This is a genomic window from Candidatus Villigracilis saccharophilus, assembly GCF_016711665.1.
In genome coordinates this window covers 22,670-40,760 of the sequence record NZ_JADJSO010000065.1, presented here as the reverse complement: position 1 = coordinate 40,760, position 18,091 = coordinate 22,670, and the positions used below count along the sequence as shown (strand labels likewise).

Sequence of the window (18,091 nt, the reverse complement as noted above, 5' to 3'; positions counted from 1 at the left end):
TCTTCCTGTCTACTTGTGTGCGTGTCTACCACCGACTATAATCCGCCCCGATGAAACGCCTACTTTTATTCTTCTTTCTTTCCTCTTTCATTTTGTCATCCTGCGGCTCTTCTAACAATTCATCCACATCTGATTCCCCCGCAAATTACATCGAAAATAAAGGTTCCGATACCATCGTCAATCTTGCGCTGGCATGGGCGGAGAAATATCAGGGCAACCACCCAGATGTCCGCATTTCGGTGACAGGCGGCGGGTCGGGGACGGGGATCGCGGCGCTGGTCAACGGCACGGTTGATTTGGCCAACGCGTCACGCAAGATCAAAGATGAGGAAACTTCCGAAGCCCAAGCCAATGGTGTGACTCCGGTTGAACATATCATCGCGCGCGATGCGATCGCTGTCATCGTCAATCCGAATAATCCTGTGAACGAGTTAACGCTGCAACAGATCTCGGATATTTACAGCGGCAAGTATACGAACTGGAATGAAGTCGGCGGGGAAGACCGCCCCATTGTGCGGCTGTCACGCGAGACCAATTCAGGTACGCACGTTTATTTTTTGGAGACCGTTTTGCGATTGGGGAGCAAGGAAGATAAAACACTTTTCTCGACGAACACATTATTACTGCCTTCATCGGAAGGCATCATTTCAGAAGTCCGCGATAACCCGAACGCAATTGGTTATGACGGACTCGGTTATGTGCCGAAAGATCTAAAGATGATCGCAATCGCAAAAGAAGCAGGCGGCGAATATGTTCTGCCTTCGATCGATACTGTGAACGATAAGACCTATGCCATCGCGCGCGACCTGTACATGTACACCAACGGCGAACCGGCCGGCATCATCAAAGATTATCTCGACTGGATCCTTTCAGACGAAGCACAAGTTATTGTCGCGGAATTGGGTTTTGTGCCTGCAATAAAATAAATTTCACAGTAGGGGTGCAGCATTGCTGCATCCCTACAGGAGACCTATGGAAAAATCTTTATCATGGCGTGAATTCATCATCACCAGATTGATCCAATCTTCTGGTTATTCAGCCATCTTATTTGTTGCGCTTATCTTTTTCTTCCTTCTACGCGAAGGTCTGCCAACACTCGGTGAAGTGGATGCGTCTTCACTTTTTAATTTCCGCTGGTATCCCATTGAAAGTTATTTCGGAATCCTGCCGCTGCTCTCTGGCTCATTGATCGTGACTCTCGGCGCGGCGCTCATCGCAGTTCCATTTGGGATCGGCACCGCAATTTACATCTCCGAGATCGCTCCGCGCTGGATGCGTGAAATCTTAAAGCCGCTGGTGGAATTGTTGGGCGGACTTCCCTCCGTTGTATTGGGATTTCTTGGGATACTCGTACTCTCCCCATTTCTACGCGTCTTTCTGGACCTGCCAACTGGTCTGACAGCCTTGACAGGTTCTTTGCTTTTAGGAGGGATCGCCGTGCCGACCGTCGTGTCTGTAGCCGAGGATGCGCTCGACTCAGTTCCGCGCGCATATCGTGAAGGCGCATGGGCTTTGGGTGCGACAAAATGGCAGACCATCTGGCGTGTGACATTACCCGCCGCCAAGTCAGGTGTATTGACCGCTGTCATGCTCGGCGTGGGACGCGCCATCGGCGAGACCATGACCGTCATGATGGTCACAGGCAACGCGCCTGTTCTGGCTACTGGACTTGGCAGTCTCTTCTCCCCTGTCCGCACCATGACCGCCACCATCGCCGCTGAAATGGGCGAGGTCGCAAATGGCAGCACGCATTATCATGTCCTGTTCTTCATCGGGATGGTGCTGTTCATCATCTCGCTGGTCGTGAACGTGATCGCATCGTCTGTTGTCTTCCGCGCCAAGAAGCGGGCCGAGAGGATATTATCATGATGACCAAATTCCTCTCCCGAAACCGTCACACAGTTCAAAGAATTGGATTCATAGCCATCACAATGATGGTGATCATTACCATCATACCGATCATCGGCACGATCATCTTCATTCTTATAAAAGGCGGTTCCGCCATTTCATGGGAATTCCTCTCAGGCTTTCCGCATGACGGAATGCGCGCGGGCGGGATCCTGCCCGCCATCATTGGCACACTTTATCTGACACTTGGCACAGCCGTCTTCTCCGTGCCTTTGGGAATTGCCGCCGCCATTTATCTCTCAGAGTATGCCAAAGATAACCAGGTGACCAGAATCATCCGCCTTGCGATCATTAACCTGGCGGGCATTCCTTCGGTCGTGTATGGATTATTTGGGCTGGGATTATTCGTGCTGTTCTTGCAATTTGGCACATCCATTCTGGCCGCATCGCTCACGCTTTCGATCATGACATTGCCCGTTATCATCAGCACATCCGAAGAAGCGCTGCGAGCAGTTCCGCAATCCTTCCGCACAGTGAGCATTTCTCTCGGCGCAACGCGCTGGCAGACCATCAGCCGAATCATTATTAAAGAAGCTTTACCAGGTATTCTGACGGGAGTTATTCTTGGCTTGGAACGTGCCGCAGGCGAGACCGCTCCCATCTTATTTACAGGCGCGGCATTCTTCCTGCCAAGACTTCCACAATCTCCTTTTGATGCGACCATGGCTTTGCCGTATCACTTGTTTGTCATTTCCACCCAAGTCCCTGAAATGCCGATCCAGATCCAATATGGGACGGCGCTGGTTCTGCTTGTCTTTGTATTATCCATGAATGTCATTGCTACAGTGATCCGTTCACGTGCAAGAGCGAGAAGACAATGGTAGACAAAATCATAATCGAAAATCTTTCCCTCCAATACTCCGACGGCACTGAATCCCTGCGGAATGTCAGCATGGGAATTCCGCAGAACGCTGTGACAGTTTTATTCGGTCCGGCAGGAGGCGGGAAATCCACTTTACTGCGCTGCCTCAATCGTCTGAATGATCTGACCGAGATCAAGGCCATCTCGGGCCGAATCCTGATCGATGGGGAGAATATCCTTGACCCGAAAACAGATGTGATCGCATTGCGCCGCAAGGTGGGAATGGTTTTCGCGCGACCTGTCACCTTGCCGATGAGCATTCGCGAAAATATTATTTACGGATTGGAGTTGATGGGGGAAAAACGGAAATCCAAATTGGATGAAGCCGTGGAGCGAAGTTTGAAACTCTCGGCAATTTGGGATGAAATCAAAGATCGTTTGGATGAACCCGCCATCGCATTATCAGGCGGGCAGCAGCAGCGTGTATGTCTCGCGCGCGTGATCGCTTTGCAGCCTCAAATAATTTTGCTCGACGAACCCACCTCCGGCCTTGACCCGATCTCAACCGGCAAAGTGGAAGCCGCGCTCTCTGAGTTGAAAAAAGAATATACCGTTATTCTTGTGCCGCATTCCGTTCAACAAGCCGCGCGGACTGCCGATCACGCCGCGTTTTTCTTGACAGGTGAACTCATCGAATACGGCGATGGGAAAACCCTCTTCACGAATCCCAAACAAAAGAAAACTGAAGATTACATTATGGGCAGGTTTGGTTAAACAGGAATGCGGACTGAAGTCCGCACTCTGCCTTGATTACCAAACCCTTTCCATATTCGCATTATCGCGCGGCCTGCGGCCCACCTTTGGCATATCCAGCCACTCGCCGTGAATTTTCACGCGCACCACATCGGCGGTAAAGTCAGATGCGGTGGCGCCGTTATTGCTGAACAGATACGAACCGACCGCGTAAATATCAGCGGGGACTCCCAATTTTTCGAATCGGCGGATCTTTTCTGGATTGAATCCGCCAGAGACAACGATCTTCACATTGTGACAATATTCCCGCGCCGCTTCCTTCCAATCCTCAGGCAGGTTCCAGTTTTCTGATTCAGAATCCAATGCCTGTCGGATGTTGAACACCAGCCGCGGATTCACTCCCAGGTCAAGGCTTGGGTCGCCAAGCGGCAGGACGGACACATCGCGCAAGGTTCCGCTGGTATCCAAACGCACGCCATATAGTTTATATTTCTCCGCTTCTTCCTTATTCCCCGCATCCACCAATTCACGATACTTTGCGAACAGAGCATTCAACGCGCGCAGTGAATCACGCACAGAATCGTTATTGAAATCCACCAGCGCAATGCGTGGAATGTGCGCGGGCAGAATCCGCGAGAACTCCATCATCGCTTCGGCTGTGTCGCCGAGGAAGGATGCGATCGCGGCATGGGCCACCGTCCCGCCGCCAGCGCCGCCCCACCAATCTCCCTGCGCATCGGTCGAAACGAATGGTCCCAGCTTTTGCGAGTAATCCATATTGAATCTTTGCACCGCGATATTGTAGGCATAACCATCCGAAGCCTGGACTTCATGCAAGTCAAAACGCGCGGGGAAAAATAAAACTGGCTTGCCTCGCGCGGCAGTTAAAGTCTCATAGACATTACTGGATACACGGCTTGAGCGAGTCAGGATTCCCAAGGTGGGTGTTTCAAGCAGGGCGAAATCACGATAGCGTCCGCGCACCCTGATGACCGGCTGGACGTTCATCGGATTGCCATCTGGCGACTCGGTCACATCGCCGTCCTGCACAGCCCACACTTCCAATTTATCAGCGGTTTCGATGAAGCGCTCATTCTCCCAATAGCCCGTGCAATGGCGGAGCATCTCCAGAGATTTATCCACACCGACGATCACGGTCGTGCCCACACGGCGCGTGAACCACTGCATTTCCACTTCAATATCGCCCACGGATATATTCTCCGCAGAGACACCTGCCGGCAGGTTGTGATGTTCGCCAGAATAGGTATATCCCTCTTTGGAGAGCGCGATCAACATGCGGTTGATATTCTCGAAATATTTATCCGAATACCAGCCGCGGCGCATGCGGTCAATATCTAATTTAAAAGTTTCATTTGTAAGACGGATATTATCAAAAATGGACATATTGTAACCTTGTTTTCTTGGCTATGCGTGTGTAGTGAATATCAAATAACATCTGTGGATTTTACGATCTGCATCCCAGCATTTGCAAAGCGGACATACGCTTCATTTGCCGCATCGGTATGGTCAACAACACCAGGGACTACAACTGGTGATGAACAATCCTCGAGAAGATAAACTTTTTCCGCAAGTTTGGGATCTGTTGACTGAATATCATCGAGCAAGTCGGAAACCGTCCATGCAACGCAGTGACTCTTGGCCTGCCCCGCGATGTACAACCTGTCCACTTCCTGTAAGTGTTGAATGAATTTTGGATTACGCGACCCTAACGTCTCGCCCATTGGGCCGGTCAAGACTTCGGGACCAACAACTGAATAATTTTCGGTGAAAGGTTTATCACCTTTAATTTCAAAATCTGGTTGAGCGAGGCTTGCAATGGAATGAAAGAAGATGGCTTCCTCCAAGGCTGGCACCAGCGCGTGACCGATGCCGCCGAGCATGGCGTGATACGGCCAAATGGTCAGCGCATATTTTCCTTTGCGCTCCAATTCTTCAGCGTAATGGATCATCATTTGCTGCCCATATTCAGGCGCGATCTGATAATTAGGCGCAAGAATTGAGTTGAAATTCCATTTGCCAGCGCGCAATTCATCAGCATGAATATCCGTATACGGCGCGGGATGATTTCCATCTTTATCCACAAAAAATATCGGGTGGAAAATTTGCTGCGAAAGATGCGTGTCCATGGTGGCGGTGATGTGTGTGATGTTGCCCAGGTTGCGATAAATAAATTCACACAAGCGGACGTTATCGTCCACTGCGCCATGTCCACTGCGGCCGCCGACGAAGAGTTCAAAATTTGGAATGCAAAACGTATTTTGCGCGTCGATAATCAAAAGTGAGATTCTGTCCATCGAAGCGGAGGCAGGCGTCAGGTTGTATTGATGCGCCCAGTCGCGTGCCTGATCTGCACGGGCGGCGTAATCCACTTTCCAGATCTCGCCAACGCGGGAGGTATCAAAAAAAGATGGGATGGGAAGAGTGTTCATTGCCCTAGTATACCCTCGCGGGAACTTTGTAACGAAAAACAGGTCTCGCGTCATACCTGACCCGAAACCTGTTTTTGCTTTCAATGTGTTTTTTCTACACTTGAGGTTGAACCGCTTTCACATCACGTTTCGATGTACTGCGGCCGAAGAAAATACCGACGGTGATTAAATAGCCAATGTATCCGATCATCTCTGTCAGTGAGGGGTTTCCGTTATATCCAAAGAGGGTCTTGAGCAATTCGCCGGAGACGGAGGTTTCGTCAATAAATGAGTTCACGTCCCAAACATGCTCAACAATGGAAGGTATCCAGTTGATCTCGTTAAATTCATGGATGCCATGTGCGACAAGCCCAGCCGCGAAGAGGATAAGCAGCATGCCTGTGATCTGAAAGAAGCGGCGCAGGTCAAGCCGTACTGTGGTGGCGAGTAATGACCAGCCCAGCAGTATGGCGGTTCCCAGTCCAAGCACAACGCCCGCAAGGGTTTGAATGGTATTCGTGCCAACCTGTTCATTATTGCCAGCAAAAAATGCGGCGGTGATAAACAGGGCAAGCTCCACGCCTTCACGCACCACTGCGAAAAAAGCCAGCCAAAAGAGAGAACGCTTCCCTGTCGAAACGGCGGCCTTATTAACACCTTCCTCAAGCTCGCCTTTAAGGTGGCGTGCCTGTCCGCTCATCCAGAAGATCATCCAGGTCAGGATGCCTGCTGCGAGGAACATCGTAATACCTTCATAAATTTTTTCGGCATTGCCTTCGAGGCTCAGGCCGAAGATAGTAAGCAGAACCGCCGCGAGAATGCTAACGCCAGTTGCGGCCAAGGTTCCAATCCAGAGGGCCGGCGCAAGGTCTGTACGGCGGATCTTGCGAAGTGCGCCAAGCACGATACCAATAATGAGAGCCGCTTCCAGCCCTTCGCGCAGAGAGAGTAAAAATGAGGAGACCATGTTTTTGTAACCTCGTGTTAATGGGGAATGAAAAACAGCCTATAAAATAGGCTGTTTTGTCCAAAAATTGTATCATGCAGGTCTGATTATTGACAAGATATTTATCACATATTTGATAAATATTAGTCATCACATATAAGGGATGACTTGTCCAAATTACTTCTTTTTGTGCTGATTTGGCCTATTTGCCTTCATCACACGCCGATACGGGGGCATGTCGATCACAAGGATCTGTGACATGGTTGGGTCGAGTAATTTGTTCCACAAGTTGGAGTAACTCAGCGCAAAAGCATCAGCCCGCATCGTGGAAGTGATCACCGTAGGCAGATGTGCGTTGTAGCGGTAATTCAAGACGCTATACAACTTATCCTCAGCCCAGACGGAACTCGCTCCGCTTTCCTTCAGATCATCCAGGATCAATAAAGGAGTGGTACGGATTTCATGAAAACGGCGATCGAACGGGACTTCGGAGCTGGGGCGAAAGGTTTGACGCAAATAATCGAGCAAAGCCGAAACTTCCACCAAAAGCGCCTGCCCGCCGAGACCGATGCGGTAATTGCCGATCGCAGAAGCCAGATGGGTCTTCCCGCAAAAGGATTGCCCGAGCAATACCAGCCAGCCATGCGGCTCTTCGGCAAAATGCGCTGCCGCGCCAAAGGCTTCATGTAAAGTCTTGACATCTTCCTTGGTGACTTTGACACGCGTAATTTCCTTGTCTTTATATTTATTCCCGAACTTATCCTGCTTCTCGGTGATGGTGGTTGTGATCGCTTCCTTGCCGATCTCATCCTCACGCATCTGGAATTTTTCAAAGGTCATGGCTTTCATTTCAGGCAGGGATAACATCGAGATACCGGGATTGCTGGTCTCTTCCGGACGGCGATAGTCCGGCGCGCTGATCTTGACATATTTTACGAATTCATCATCCTGCAAACGTGAACGAATACGACCTTCGATCTCGTCCAGCATCAAATTAGTTGTGATAACAGTCGCCAGTTTATTGATATAGCGGTAATTAATGATCTGGAATAATTTTTCCTGCGCCCAGGCTGTTGCATTCTGGGTTCCAAAGTCATCGAGAATTAACAAGTCTGCGCTGCGGATCTCATCAAAGCGTTGTTCAAAAGTGGTTTCCGGATCCGCATAAGCAAATCGTAATGAATCCAACAGATCCGGCACGGTAATGAAAAGCGTCGGAACTCCCCTGCTGACCGCGTCATTCGCGATCGCCGCGGCAAGATGTGTCTTCCCGCAGCCGTAGCCGCCTTCAAGCAGCACCCAGCCTGCAAGCAGGCGGGAAAATTCTTCACAAGCTTCAAATGCTTTGTGCAGGTTTTCCTTTTCCTGCGGCGTCATGAACTTTGCCTTGTCATTCCCCGAAGCTTTAAAGTTTTCAAAACGCAAATGACTTAACCGATCCAGATTACTTAAAGCAAACAAACGACTGCGCGCGCCATCGGCCATATCCTTTGCGCGGCAGACACACGACTCGATTTTGCCGAATTTTTCATGACCCAAAGGAACATCATAACGAACGTATCCAATTCCACCGCAATGCGGGCAGTTGGGATCTCCGAGTGGCTTTACTATATTGCTCTCACTTGAAGAATTCTGAAAATTCGTCCTCGGCGTATCGTTTTGCATCTTTGACAGTGTCTTGTTGATCTTTTCTTTCATCTTTCCCTTTTTCCTTCCAGCGCGTCAAAATGGCTTCCACATATTTCCAATTGCGAACATTCCTGCTGACAGCAATTTCAAACGCCTCTTCGAACCACACACCCGGATAATTTTTCTCGGCTTCACGCAGCATGTCTGACAATAAAGGCGTGAGCGCTCCAATGTTCTCTTCATACAACCGAAAGATATTTGATTTGTTCATGGGCGCGGAAAATATCTTTGCGGATTCGCGCCATTGACCCTTCTCGAACGCTTCGGCAGCGAGACGTCCACGGGGCGAGTTGAGGAAATAAAAAACATCCGCTTCATGCTGCGCCCGAAGCATGGTTCCGCGCTCGACAGATTTTCTCAGCCCGCTCTGGATCTCCTCAAGCCCCATCCCCAACACCTCAGCCTCGAAATCGGTTTCACATAACGCCCGAAAATGGCCTTCGATATGTTCAATACGCCAAATGGCATACAGGGTCACCTTCAACTCCGCCGCATCATCCATCTCTTTTAAAAGATGAATAAGCGAATCAGGCAATTGAGTGAATGTTTCAGAGGAAGTGAAACCGTTGAAAGTCGTCATTTTCAAAACATCATTGATTCGGATTGAATACTTTTGTTGTGGCGTTCTCAAACCTTGTCAATTCGCCGCGGAATATTAGATCGATCTCGCCGACAGGTCCGTTACGATGTTTTGCCACAACAATTTTCGTGATATTGCTTTTATCTGAATCCTTTTCGTACTCATCAGGACGGTAGATAAACATAACGATATCGGCATCCTGTTCGAGAGAACCTGATTCTCTCAAATCGGAGAGCACGGGTTTTTTATCGGTTCGCTGTTCAACCGCGCGGCTTAGTTGCGCGGCGGTTAAGACAGGAACATTTAATTCGCGCGCCAGCACTTTCAAACTGCGCGAGATATGCGAGACTTCCTGCACGCGATTATCATTGCGCGAATCCCCGCCCATGAGTTGGAGGTAGTCGATAATGATCAGATCAATGCCGAATTCCATATGCAGGCGGCGGCACTTCGTCCGCAGCTGCAAAGGCGTGATGGCGGGCGTATCATCCAAATAAATATGAGTATCTGAAAGAACCTCGACCGCGTGAGTAAATAGCGGCCATTCGCTTTCAAGCAGCTTGCCATTACGCAAGCGCTGTGAGGAAATTTCTGTAGTTTGGGCTATTAAGCGTTGGACCACCTGCTCATTGGACATTTCCAATGAAAAGATGGCGACATGTTTTTTATGGGTCAGGGCGGCGTTCTTGGCGATGGAAAGCAGAAAGCCTGTTTTGCCCTGACCAGGGCGGCCCGCGATAATGAGCAGATCTGAAGGCTGCAAGCCAGTCAACAATCTATCGAGATCAATAAAACCTGTCGGCACGCCGTGAATTTCATCGGGGTGTTTGGCAAGCTCATCAATTCGGTCGTAGTAATCGCTCAACACAGCCGAGATCGGCTGAAGGTCGTGTTTGAGTCTGCGCTCGCTGACATTGAAGACAGCCTTCTCCGCCTCGTTCATCACATCGTCGATGGATGAGGCTTCATTGTAGGCAATCGACGCGATCTTGTTCGCAGCCGTGATCATCTTTCGACGGACGGAATGTCCCTCGACGATACGGCCATATGACTCCGCGTTTAACGAAGACGGTACTTGATTGATAAGTGAGGTGATATAAGAAGAACCGCCAACATCAGCCAGTTGATTGGATCGGTCGAGTTCTTCAGAGAGGGTCAACAGGTCAATGGGGATACGCTGTTCGTGCAAACGCGTAAACGCCTCCCAAATCCATTTGTTACGGTGGATGTAGAAATCATCCGCCGAGAGGAACTGGGCGACATCATAATAAACCTCTTGATTAATCAGAACCGCCCCTACAACCGCTTCTTCAGCTTCGCGGTTGTGCGGAAGCGCTGATGGCGATGGGGCGGCGGATTTATCATCCCCGTAGGGGATGTCTTCAGGGAAATGATCAGCCATTGAGTTGGACCAACTTTAGGGTATGGGAGAGTCGGGCTTGTCTGTATCGGGATTATCTATATCGAGCTTATCTATGAAATCCTTGAAAATAGATAGACGGTCGTTGGCATCATCTGAGAGCGGTTCTGGAGCGCTTTCCCTGCGCGATGGCGCGGCCGTTGTTTCCGGCAGGTCCGAATCAGGCGCCATGCCAGCCGCTTCCATTACACTTTCATGAACAAGAATCGGCACATGTGAACGCACCGCGATGGCGATGGCATCAGAGGGACGGGAGTCAACAAGGATCTCGCGTCCATCCACTTCAGCGACAATATTCCCATAGTAAATCTTATCCTGTAAGCGGACGATCTCTACGCGGGTAATGCGCGCATTGAATTCGCGAAAGACATTCTTTAGCAGGTCATGCGTAAGCGGGCGCACCATTTCAACTTCCTGCAGGGCGACCGTAATCGCTTCTGCTTCATAAGGTCCCACCCAAATGGTAAGGTAGCGTTCTTCAGCGCCAACTTGTTTTAATACAACAATGCGCTGAGGTGTCATTAAGTGAACTCGGATGCTATCAATAACTACTTCTATCATATCTGACATGGGATGCTCCAGTTCGTATATTTTAGCATAAATAAATCCGCCATTTCGATTTGCCAGAATAAGAAAACACGGCTATAATCCGCTTCGCTCAATCGGGGCGTGGCGCAGCCCGGCTAGCGCGCTTGCATGGGGTGCAAGAGGTCGGAGGTTCAAATCCTCTCGCCCCGACAGCCAAATAAAACCGTCCTTATAATAGGACGGTTTTATTTTTATATTTCATACACCACATTTTCCATTATGGAAACAAAAGAAGAAAATACACATTCCCCAATAAACGCACAATCCACCCTAAGTTTAGTCTTTGGTATCTTAACGCTTCTATTTTTATGCCTAAGTACGTTCCCATTCCCATTTACTACAATCATATGTTTCCCGCTCAGCTTTCTGTTTGGGATTCTCGCGCTGGTCTTCGGAATAATCTCCTTAAATCGGATTCACCAGCGGAATGAATCGGGGCGTCCAATGGCGTGGATCGGGATCATGGCCGGGGGATTTATTTTATTTTGCGTGATCTGCATGGTCATTACGATTGGATCACTTTTCATCTTTTCGCCCAACTTAATTCAGGCAGCGCCTTTCTTACATAGCTTCGATATTTAGCAGGGAACATTTTTACTCAAAGACCACCATCCTATGGTCGCCGCACAGCCACTGAGAATTGCAAGTTCTGGAATGCAAATTCGGCAAATGAACGGATTTTGCATACTCTAGGAGGATCATCAATTATCAACTTGCGAATCTATCTTCTCTCGGTTATCCTTGCAAGCGGGAGTGGTTAGGTCCCGGTGGGCTTCCTGGTCTTCAACACCTGTGGCGGGTCGCGTTGCGAGCCGCGGTGGGTTCGACTCCCATCCACTCCCGCTTTAGTGCTGTAAAACCCTAAAGGTCTGCTTGTATTCTTTTCTGATGTCAGAAACGCAAGACCTTTAGGGTTTCGTAAATAAGAGGAAACACATGTCAATTCCTGAAACCGAAGTATTAACCAATTTAGTAGCACGAGTCTTTCATATAGAAGATGTCACCAGTGAAGACCCGCGCAAGGGATTTTTTCTGCGCTATCGCGGACAATTACTGGATGAAGATTCCGCGTCACTCTACGACCGTTTGGCGGATGCGCTCATCCCATATAATATCATCCCCCTATTTAAGATCGAAGGCGGCCGCCAAGTGATCTATCTTGCGCCCAAACCGCCAGAACTGAAAAAGGACAAGATATCCACGAACATCATCCTTTTCGTATTGACCGTATTAAGCGTGATGCTGGCGGGCGCGCAGCCTGAAGGTGACTTCCCAACCGATTTTGGCGGTCAAATGCTTATGCTGTTAAAAAGCATCCTATCTGGCTGGCCGTTCGCATTAAGTCTGCTCGGGATTTTACTGGCGCATGAACTAGGGCATTATTTCATGAGCCGTTATCACAAGACGCCAGCAACATTGCCGTACTTTATCCCACTTCCACCTCCGCTTGGATTACTCGGAACGATGGGCGCGGCGATCATCATGCGCGGAATTCCCAAGAACAAACGCGTGCTTTTTGACATTGGGGTGGCGGGGCCAATAGCAGGGCTTATCGTCGCGATCCCCGTTTTATTTTTAGGGCTAGCACTTTCGACAACCGGAATCATCGAGCCAGACCCAAATGGTTTTCTCGAAGGGAATTCGCTGATCTATCTATTTGCAAAGTTCGCGACCTTTGGAAGGCTGCTCCCTGCTCCAGTTGAACCGCAGGGAATCTTGTACTGGGTTAAATATTTCTTTACAGGCCGACCGGTTCCATTTGGGGGATTGGATGTGTTCATTCACCCTGTGGCCTTCGCGGCCTGGGCAGGGCTGCTCGTGACCGCATTAAATCTCATCCCCGCTGGCACATTAGACGGTGGGCATGTGATCTATGCCTTATTCGGCGACAAGGCAAGAAAAGCATTCCCATTCATTGTCGGATTACTTGTCGTAGCTGGCTACTTCTGGAACGGCTGGTGGCTGTGGGCGATCATTCTATATTGGCTGGGAAGGGTTAACGCGGAGCCACTCGATCAGATCACCACGCTCGACCCCGTCCGACGGCTGGTCGGGTTTGCCATGATCATTGTCTTCTTTTTAGTCTTGATGCCAGTCCCATTTATGACACTTGCGCCATGAAGAAAATATTTTTACAGTTATTTATTACATCCATTCTCTTTTCAGCTTGCGCCGCCGGGAACACAACATCGACAGCCAAGCCATCCACTACGCCAAGCGCTACAAAAAAACCACAGGTTGAATCCACTGTCGAAACGGGCAGCAGACTCGCTGTTAATAAAGAAACGTTGAAAGGCCTCGAGATCACTGTCTGGACTCCGTGGTACGGGATCGAGTCGACCCTGTTTGATTCATTCGTCGCAGATTTCAATGCACAAAATGAGTGGGGCATCAACGTCACGGTACAGAGTCAAGTCAACTTTAGCAATTTATATGAAACTGTCACAGCTTCTTTACCAACAGCGGAAAAACCTGACCTCGTGATCGCGCTGCCTGAACATGCCCTGGAATGGAACGCTGATGATTTTGTGACAGACCTGACGCCTTATGTGAATGATCCAGAATTTGGGATCGACTCAAACGATATCCCGTCTGTATTTTTGGAACAGGATATATCTGAAGATATTCGCGTTGCGATCCCTGCCCAGCGCACTGCGAATTTTTTACTTTGGAATGAAACGTGGGCCAGCACGCTGGGTTTTAATTCCATACCCGCCGACCCGCAGGATTTTCGTCAACAAGCTTGCCGCGCACAGCAATCTCTACAAAAAGATGAGGCGGCGCAAAATGACTTCATGGGTGGCTGGGCTGTGGACACCGAGCCAGCAACTGCCTATGCCTGGCTGCTGGCTTTTGATGGCGGAGTATTGGAAGGGAATAATTATCGCTTCCTCAAACCAAACAATATTGACGCATTTAAATTCCTGCGCGAACTTTCTGAAACAAGCTGCGCATGGCAGACCACCTCTGAGATGGATCCCGTTGCTTCATTTGTAGATCGCGAAGCCCTGTTTATTTCTGCGACCCTTGAAAATTTACCAACCGTGGCCCGTGCTTTTGCCAGCGCCAATAATACCGACACATGGAAGGTAATTCCATACCCCGCAGAGAATCAAGACACCCTGATAGTATATGGTTCATCATATGTCATTCTGGATTCAACGGACGAAAGTCAACTTGCCGCATGGTTGTTCGTACGCTGGCTGCTTGAGAATGAACAGGATGCCCGCTGGGTGGAAGCGACCCATCTCTTTCCACTGCGTACTTCAACGATTGATTTGCTTGCCGATTACGAAAAGACACACCCGCAGTGGGCGCAAGCGATCAGTTTCCTGCCACAAGGCGAAGTACAACCTCAGGCAGCTTCCTGGCGCAGAGTAAAGATCGTGCTTGGAGACGGATTCCGACACATGTACCGCGTCAGCACACCCAGCGGACAAGTTGCAGCGATACTGGCGCAGATGCAATCCACTGCCAATGATTTGGTTAAGTAACGAATAGCGTTTGCTTAGGGATATATGAAAAAATTTAAATGGCAGATCATTCTCATTCTGGCTGCGATTGCCGTATTTTTTGCATGGCCATATTTTAACAACGTCACCATCCCCGGCGACGGGTTTTCCACTTACGGCGCAGATACAGTCCGCGCTGAAGTGACCCAGATCATCGAAGAAGGCCAGATCGACATGGGCGGACATATGCAGACCTATCAGGTCGCGCGTGTGAATATTCTTGAAGGGCAATATGCCGGCATTGTCATGGAAATAGATTACGGCAAACGCCAGATCCGCTCGGACGACTACAATCTTGCAATTGGCGAAAAGGTGGTGGTCTCCATCAGCAAAACACCTGAGAATGTAGTCAATGCTTACTTTGTAGATTTTGTCCGCACAACACCGATCTTATGGTTAACAGGGATTTTCGCAGTTTCCATCATCCTAATCAGCCGCTGGAAAGGTGTACGCGCACTTCTTAGCACGGTGTTCAGTTTATATATCATCATCGGCTATATCATTCCGCATATCCTCGCAGGGGAAGACCCGCTGACTGTAAGCATTATCGGCTCGATCATTCTTCTCGGTGTCACCCTATATCTCACCTACGGCTGGACACTCAAAACGCATGCGGCGGTCATCAGCATGGTGATCGTCCTGCTCATAACAGGCGCGCTGTCGGCTTTATTTGTTGTGTTCACAAAATTGAACGGCACTGGCGATGAAAATGTGATGTTCCTGATGCAGTTGATGGAAACGCCGATCAACCTGCGCGGACTTTTACTGGGCGGCATGATCATCGGCGCGCTGGGGGTTTTGGATGACCTGGTCACCACCCAGGCATCGGCTGTCTTTGAGCTTCACCACGCCAACCCGGATTTCAGGTTCCGCGATCTGTACAATTCAGCCATGCGGATCGGGCAGGACCATGTCGCGGCCACGGTCAATACTCTTGTGCTGGCCTACGCAGGCGCATCCCTGCCCATGCTGTTGATGTTCTCTTTTGCAAAGGGAGATTATGGGTATCTGGTCAACTTTTCCTTTATTGCCGAGGAGATCGTGCGGACGCTGGTCGGCTCGCTTGGGTTGATCGCGGCTGTTCCACTCACAACTACGATCGCCATTTTCTTTGCCTCCAGAGCTGAGTCGCTTAGGAAATGGGAGCAATTTCTCGGTCCGGAAGGAGACGGGCATTCGCATTAAGTGCAACTTTCCATCATCTTCTGCGTAAGATAGGTAGAAAGTCCACAAGGAGCATGCGTGAACGAAGAAACGGCCTGGGTAACTCAGGCTCAACAAGGCAGTGACGAGGCTTTTACCAAACTCGTCGAAACCTATCAAACCCCAGTTTACAACCTGTGCTATCGCATGTTGGGAGAGCCTGACCTGGCAGAGGATGCCGCGCAGGAAACATTTTTGCGCGCCTATCAACACCTGCATCGTTATGATCAGAAAAGACCGTTCGCCACGTGGCTGCTTTCCATCGCCGCGCACTATTGCATTGACAGGCTCCGCCGACGCAAATTCTCCATGTTCTCCATGGATGCGGAAGATGATGAAGGCAACACATTTGAACTACCCGACCCCGATTCACCCGACCCCGAGGCTGAAACCGTCCAGGGACAGACTCGTGACCGAATCCAGTCCATGCTAAAAGACCTGGATGACACCGATCGAGCCGCGGTCATTATGAGATATTGGTACGATTATTCCGAGGCAGAGATCGCCGCATCATTACGATTGACGGTCAGCGCGGTAAAAAGCAGGTTACACCGCGCCCGCAAGGAACTGGCTGGACTATGGCAGGAAGAAGAAACTCGTATCGAGACCGAAAGGAGACCCTATGAATCACCAGCCTTTTGAAGAATGGCTATTGAACGACAAAAATCTAACACCCGTTGAAAAACGCGAACTTAATTCACACCTGCGGACATGCGTACATTGCACGGCTCTTTCTGCAACAGGGCTGGCTTTGCGTTCTGCGAATGTGATCGCACCTGCGGCGGGATTCTCGGTGCGCTTCCAGCAGCGGCTTGCCGCGCAAAAGATCGCCGAACGACGCCGCAGACTTTGGGGCGTGATCATTTTGGTTTTGAGCGGACTGGGTCTGCTCGGATGGTTTACCGCTCCCGCTATTTACTCTGTCATTACCGCACCGGTCGAGTGGATCACGGTGGTCATCGGTTATTTTCTATTTGCCATAACCTCCCTGCAAGCCGTGACCGAGGTTTTGGCTGTCTTGGTCCGTGTTGCGCCGGGATTCATCCCGCCGTATGTATGGATGGTATTCGTATCCGCCCTGGCCGGGTTCGGCCTATTGTGGATCGTGTCAATTTGGCGGTTTAGTCACCGCGCCCCGCAAGGAGTTTCAGCATGAAAACAAAAATAACAATTCTCTTTCTCTTACTCGCACTTCTGCTCGTCCCCGGCAGCACCGCGTACGCGCAAAGCCCCAATGGTGACGTGTTCCTGTTGGGGCAGAACTACACCCTGAAGAGTGATAAGACACTCGACGGAAGCCTCGCCGTGATCGGAGGAAATGTCTCGATCGAAAAAGACGCCATCGTAAATGGTGATATGGTTTTGGTCGGCGGAAATCTTGACATGGACGGAGAATCAAACGGCGATGTGGTTCTGGTCGGCGGAAACTTGACAGTGACCAGCCAGGTCAACGGCAACATCGTTGTGGTTGGAGGTCAACTTTTGTTGACCAAGACTGCAGTTGTTAAAGGCGATGTCACCACAATGGGCGGCCAGGTCAAGAAGGAACCCGGTGCGGAAGTCAGCGGTAATATTGTCAATAACGCTCCGCCCATTACGATACCGGAAGTACCTAATGTTCCCAATGTACCGAACGTACCTAACACACCCAATGTACCCGACGCTCCTTCAGTCGATGTGAACATTAATCCATTCTGGGAAGTAGCAGGCGTCTTTGGGCGTGCAGTAGCAATTGCCCTGATCGGGATGCTATTGACACTATTCCTGCAGCCACAATTGGAACGCGTGGTGGATGCCATGGCACAACAACCTTTAATGTCTGGAAGCTTCGGATTACTGACAATTGTTGTCGCCCCGCTAGCCATTATCATCCTGGCAGTTACGATCCTGCTCATTCCAGTGGCACTGATCGTGGCGTTGATAATTCCGCTGGGATGGCTGTTCGGCATGGTTGCGCTTGGTCAGGAAGTAGGCGAGCGCTTTACAAAAGCCATTAATCAGACCTGGGCGCCTGTGCTCACAACAGGCCTGGGAACCTTCCTGCTCGTGCTGGTTGTCGGGCTTGTCGGGATGATCCCGTGCCTTGGCTGGTTGGCATCCTTCCTGGTCTCTCTGATCGCGATCGGCGCCGTAGCCATGACAGTGTTCGGCACTCGTTCAGCGCCTGGAAAAATGATCCAGCCGCAGGTTGAGATCATCCCGCCGACCTCGTAAATTTGGCCCTAAATCCGCATGATATAATCTGCCCCGCCCTGAGGATA

At 50.1% G+C, this 18,091-nt stretch carries 17 protein-coding genes and 2 tRNA genes; 12 read left to right on the top strand and 7 right to left on the bottom strand.

Features of this window, described 5'->3' with window-relative positions; genetic code table 11:
* Positions 1-50 precede the first annotated feature (50 nt).
* The 4 genes from IPL17_RS20595 to IPL17_RS20580 are packed head-to-tail and all read left to right on the top strand — an operon-like array spanning position 51 to position 3,484.
* Positions 51-926 (top strand): PstS family phosphate ABC transporter substrate-binding protein, encoded by an 876-nt coding sequence (locus tag IPL17_RS20595; RefSeq protein ID WP_345308962.1) that lies wholly within the window; start codon positions 51-53, stop codon positions 924-926.
* Positions 927-972: 46 nt separating this feature from the next.
* On the top strand, positions 973-1,869 hold the full coding sequence (gene pstC / locus IPL17_RS20590; RefSeq protein ID WP_345308961.1) for a phosphate ABC transporter permease subunit PstC: 897 nt from the start codon (positions 973-975) through the stop codon (positions 1,867-1,869).
* Complete coding sequence (gene pstA / locus IPL17_RS20585; protein ID WP_345308960.1) at positions 1,866-2,732, top strand: phosphate ABC transporter permease PstA; 867 nt, start codon at positions 1,866-1,868, stop codon at positions 2,730-2,732. Before pstC ends, pstA begins: the two co-directional genes overlap by 4 nt.
* Positions 2,726-3,484: a phosphate ABC transporter ATP-binding protein gene (locus tag IPL17_RS20580; protein ID WP_345308959.1), complete on the top strand. Its 759-nt coding sequence runs from the start codon at positions 2,726-2,728 to the stop codon at positions 3,482-3,484. Before pstA ends, IPL17_RS20580 begins: the two co-directional genes overlap by 7 nt.
* Before the next feature lie 36 nt (positions 3,485-3,520).
* Here IPL17_RS20580 and IPL17_RS20575 read toward each other — a convergent pair whose 3' ends face one another.
* The 7 genes from IPL17_RS20575 to IPL17_RS20545 form a co-directional block, all read right to left on the bottom strand.
* Complete coding sequence (locus IPL17_RS20575) at positions 3,521-4,867, bottom strand: nicotinate phosphoribosyltransferase (RefSeq protein ID WP_345308958.1); 1,347 nt, start codon at positions 4,865-4,867, stop codon at positions 3,521-3,523.
* A 41-nt stretch (positions 4,868-4,908) separates the two neighbouring features.
* Positions 4,909-5,913 (bottom strand): isochorismatase, encoded by a 1,005-nt coding sequence (locus IPL17_RS20570; protein ID WP_345308957.1) that lies wholly within the window; start codon positions 5,911-5,913, stop codon positions 4,909-4,911.
* A 94-nt stretch (positions 5,914-6,007) separates the two neighbouring features.
* The gene (locus IPL17_RS20565; protein ID WP_345308956.1) at positions 6,008-6,859 is read right to left on the bottom strand and encodes an FTR1 family protein; all 852 of its coding nucleotides are present in this window, start codon (positions 6,857-6,859) and stop codon (positions 6,008-6,010) included.
* A 156-nt stretch (positions 6,860-7,015) separates the two neighbouring features.
* The gene (locus IPL17_RS20560) at positions 7,016-8,536 is read right to left on the bottom strand and encodes an ATP-binding protein (RefSeq protein WP_345308955.1); all 1,521 of its coding nucleotides are present in this window, start codon (positions 8,534-8,536) and stop codon (positions 7,016-7,018) included.
* Positions 8,457-9,107, bottom strand: coding sequence for a DnaD domain protein (locus IPL17_RS20555; RefSeq protein WP_345308954.1), 651 nt, complete (start codon positions 9,105-9,107; stop codon positions 8,457-8,459). Before IPL17_RS20555 ends, IPL17_RS20560 begins: the two co-directional genes overlap by 80 nt.
* Before the next feature lie 10 nt (positions 9,108-9,117).
* Positions 9,118-10,509 (bottom strand): replicative DNA helicase, encoded by a 1,392-nt coding sequence (dnaB, locus tag IPL17_RS20550; RefSeq protein WP_345308953.1) that lies wholly within the window; start codon positions 10,507-10,509, stop codon positions 9,118-9,120.
* Positions 10,510-10,524: 15 nt separating this feature from the next.
* The gene (locus IPL17_RS20545; RefSeq protein WP_345308952.1) at positions 10,525-11,097 is read right to left on the bottom strand and encodes a bifunctional nuclease family protein; all 573 of its coding nucleotides are present in this window, start codon (positions 11,095-11,097) and stop codon (positions 10,525-10,527) included.
* Positions 11,098-11,190: 93 nt separating this feature from the next.
* On the opposite strand from IPL17_RS20545, the gene IPL17_RS20540 reads away from it, so the two are divergent.
* From IPL17_RS20540 to IPL17_RS20505, 8 genes are all read left to right on the top strand, one after another.
* Positions 11,191-11,265, top strand: a tRNA-Pro gene (locus IPL17_RS20540).
* A 599-nt stretch (positions 11,266-11,864) separates the two neighbouring features.
* Positions 11,865-11,959: transfer RNA gene (locus IPL17_RS20535), tRNA-Sec, on the top strand.
* Positions 11,960-12,051: 92 nt separating this feature from the next.
* Positions 12,052-13,236, top strand: coding sequence for a site-2 protease family protein (locus tag IPL17_RS20530; protein WP_345308951.1), 1,185 nt, complete (start codon positions 12,052-12,054; stop codon positions 13,234-13,236).
* Positions 13,233-14,609, top strand: coding sequence for an extracellular solute-binding protein (locus tag IPL17_RS20525; RefSeq protein WP_345308950.1), 1,377 nt, complete (start codon positions 13,233-13,235; stop codon positions 14,607-14,609). Before IPL17_RS20530 ends, IPL17_RS20525 begins: the two co-directional genes overlap by 4 nt.
* Before the next feature lie 24 nt (positions 14,610-14,633).
* Positions 14,634-15,812, top strand: coding sequence for a YibE/F family protein (locus IPL17_RS20520; RefSeq protein WP_345308949.1), 1,179 nt, complete (start codon positions 14,634-14,636; stop codon positions 15,810-15,812).
* Between the two features lie 57 nt (positions 15,813-15,869).
* Complete coding sequence (locus IPL17_RS20515) at positions 15,870-16,472, top strand: sigma-70 family RNA polymerase sigma factor (protein WP_345308948.1); 603 nt, start codon at positions 15,870-15,872, stop codon at positions 16,470-16,472.
* Complete coding sequence (locus tag IPL17_RS20510; RefSeq protein ID WP_345308947.1) at positions 16,453-16,986, top strand: hypothetical protein; 534 nt, start codon at positions 16,453-16,455, stop codon at positions 16,984-16,986. Before IPL17_RS20515 ends, IPL17_RS20510 begins: the two co-directional genes overlap by 20 nt.
* Entirely contained in the window at positions 16,983-18,044 is a 1,062-nt protein-coding gene (locus IPL17_RS20505) for a polymer-forming cytoskeletal protein (protein WP_345308946.1), read from the top strand. The genes IPL17_RS20510 and IPL17_RS20505 overlap by 4 nt, the downstream gene beginning before the upstream one ends.
* Positions 18,045-18,091: the final 47 nt, after the last annotated feature.

Excerpts from the sequence above, each read along its gene's own strand:
- pstA (WP_345308960.1), top strand. The coding sequence starts at position 1,866 with ATGATGACCAAATTCCTCTCCCGAAACCGTCACACAGTTCAAAGAATT.
- IPL17_RS20530 (WP_345308951.1), top strand. The coding sequence starts at position 12,052 with ATGTCAATTCCTGAAACCGAAGTATTAACCAATTTAGTAGCACGAGTC.
- IPL17_RS20520 (WP_345308949.1), top strand. The coding sequence starts at position 14,634 with ATGAAAAAATTTAAATGGCAGATCATTCTCATTCTGGCTGCGATTGCC.
- pstC (WP_345308961.1), top strand. The coding sequence starts at position 973 with ATGGAAAAATCTTTATCATGGCGTGAATTCATCATCACCAGATTGATC.
- IPL17_RS20570 (WP_345308957.1), bottom strand. The coding sequence starts at position 5,913 with ATGAACACTCTTCCCATCCCATCTTTTTTTGATACCTCCCGCGTTGGC.
- IPL17_RS20595 (WP_345308962.1), top strand. The coding sequence starts at position 51 with ATGAAACGCCTACTTTTATTCTTCTTTCTTTCCTCTTTCATTTTGTCA.
- IPL17_RS20555 (WP_345308954.1), bottom strand. The coding sequence starts at position 9,107 with ATGACGACTTTCAACGGTTTCACTTCCTCTGAAACATTCACTCAATTG.
- IPL17_RS20580 (WP_345308959.1), top strand. The coding sequence starts at position 2,726 with ATGGTAGACAAAATCATAATCGAAAATCTTTCCCTCCAATACTCCGAC.
- IPL17_RS20575 (WP_345308958.1), bottom strand. The coding sequence starts at position 4,867 with ATGTCCATTTTTGATAATATCCGTCTTACAAATGAAACTTTTAAATTA.
- IPL17_RS20545 (WP_345308952.1), bottom strand. The coding sequence starts at position 11,097 with ATGTCAGATATGATAGAAGTAGTTATTGATAGCATCCGAGTTCACTTA.
- dnaB (WP_345308953.1), bottom strand. The coding sequence starts at position 10,509 with ATGGCTGATCATTTCCCTGAAGACATCCCCTACGGGGATGATAAATCC.
- IPL17_RS20560 (WP_345308955.1), bottom strand. The coding sequence starts at position 8,536 with ATGAAAGAAAAGATCAACAAGACACTGTCAAAGATGCAAAACGATACG.
- IPL17_RS20505 (WP_345308946.1), top strand. The coding sequence starts at position 16,983 with ATGAAAACAAAAATAACAATTCTCTTTCTCTTACTCGCACTTCTGCTC.
- IPL17_RS20525 (WP_345308950.1), top strand. The coding sequence starts at position 13,233 with ATGAAGAAAATATTTTTACAGTTATTTATTACATCCATTCTCTTTTCA.
- IPL17_RS20565 (WP_345308956.1), bottom strand. The coding sequence starts at position 6,859 with ATGGTCTCCTCATTTTTACTCTCTCTGCGCGAAGGGCTGGAAGCGGCT.
- IPL17_RS20510 (WP_345308947.1), top strand. The coding sequence starts at position 16,453 with ATGAATCACCAGCCTTTTGAAGAATGGCTATTGAACGACAAAAATCTA.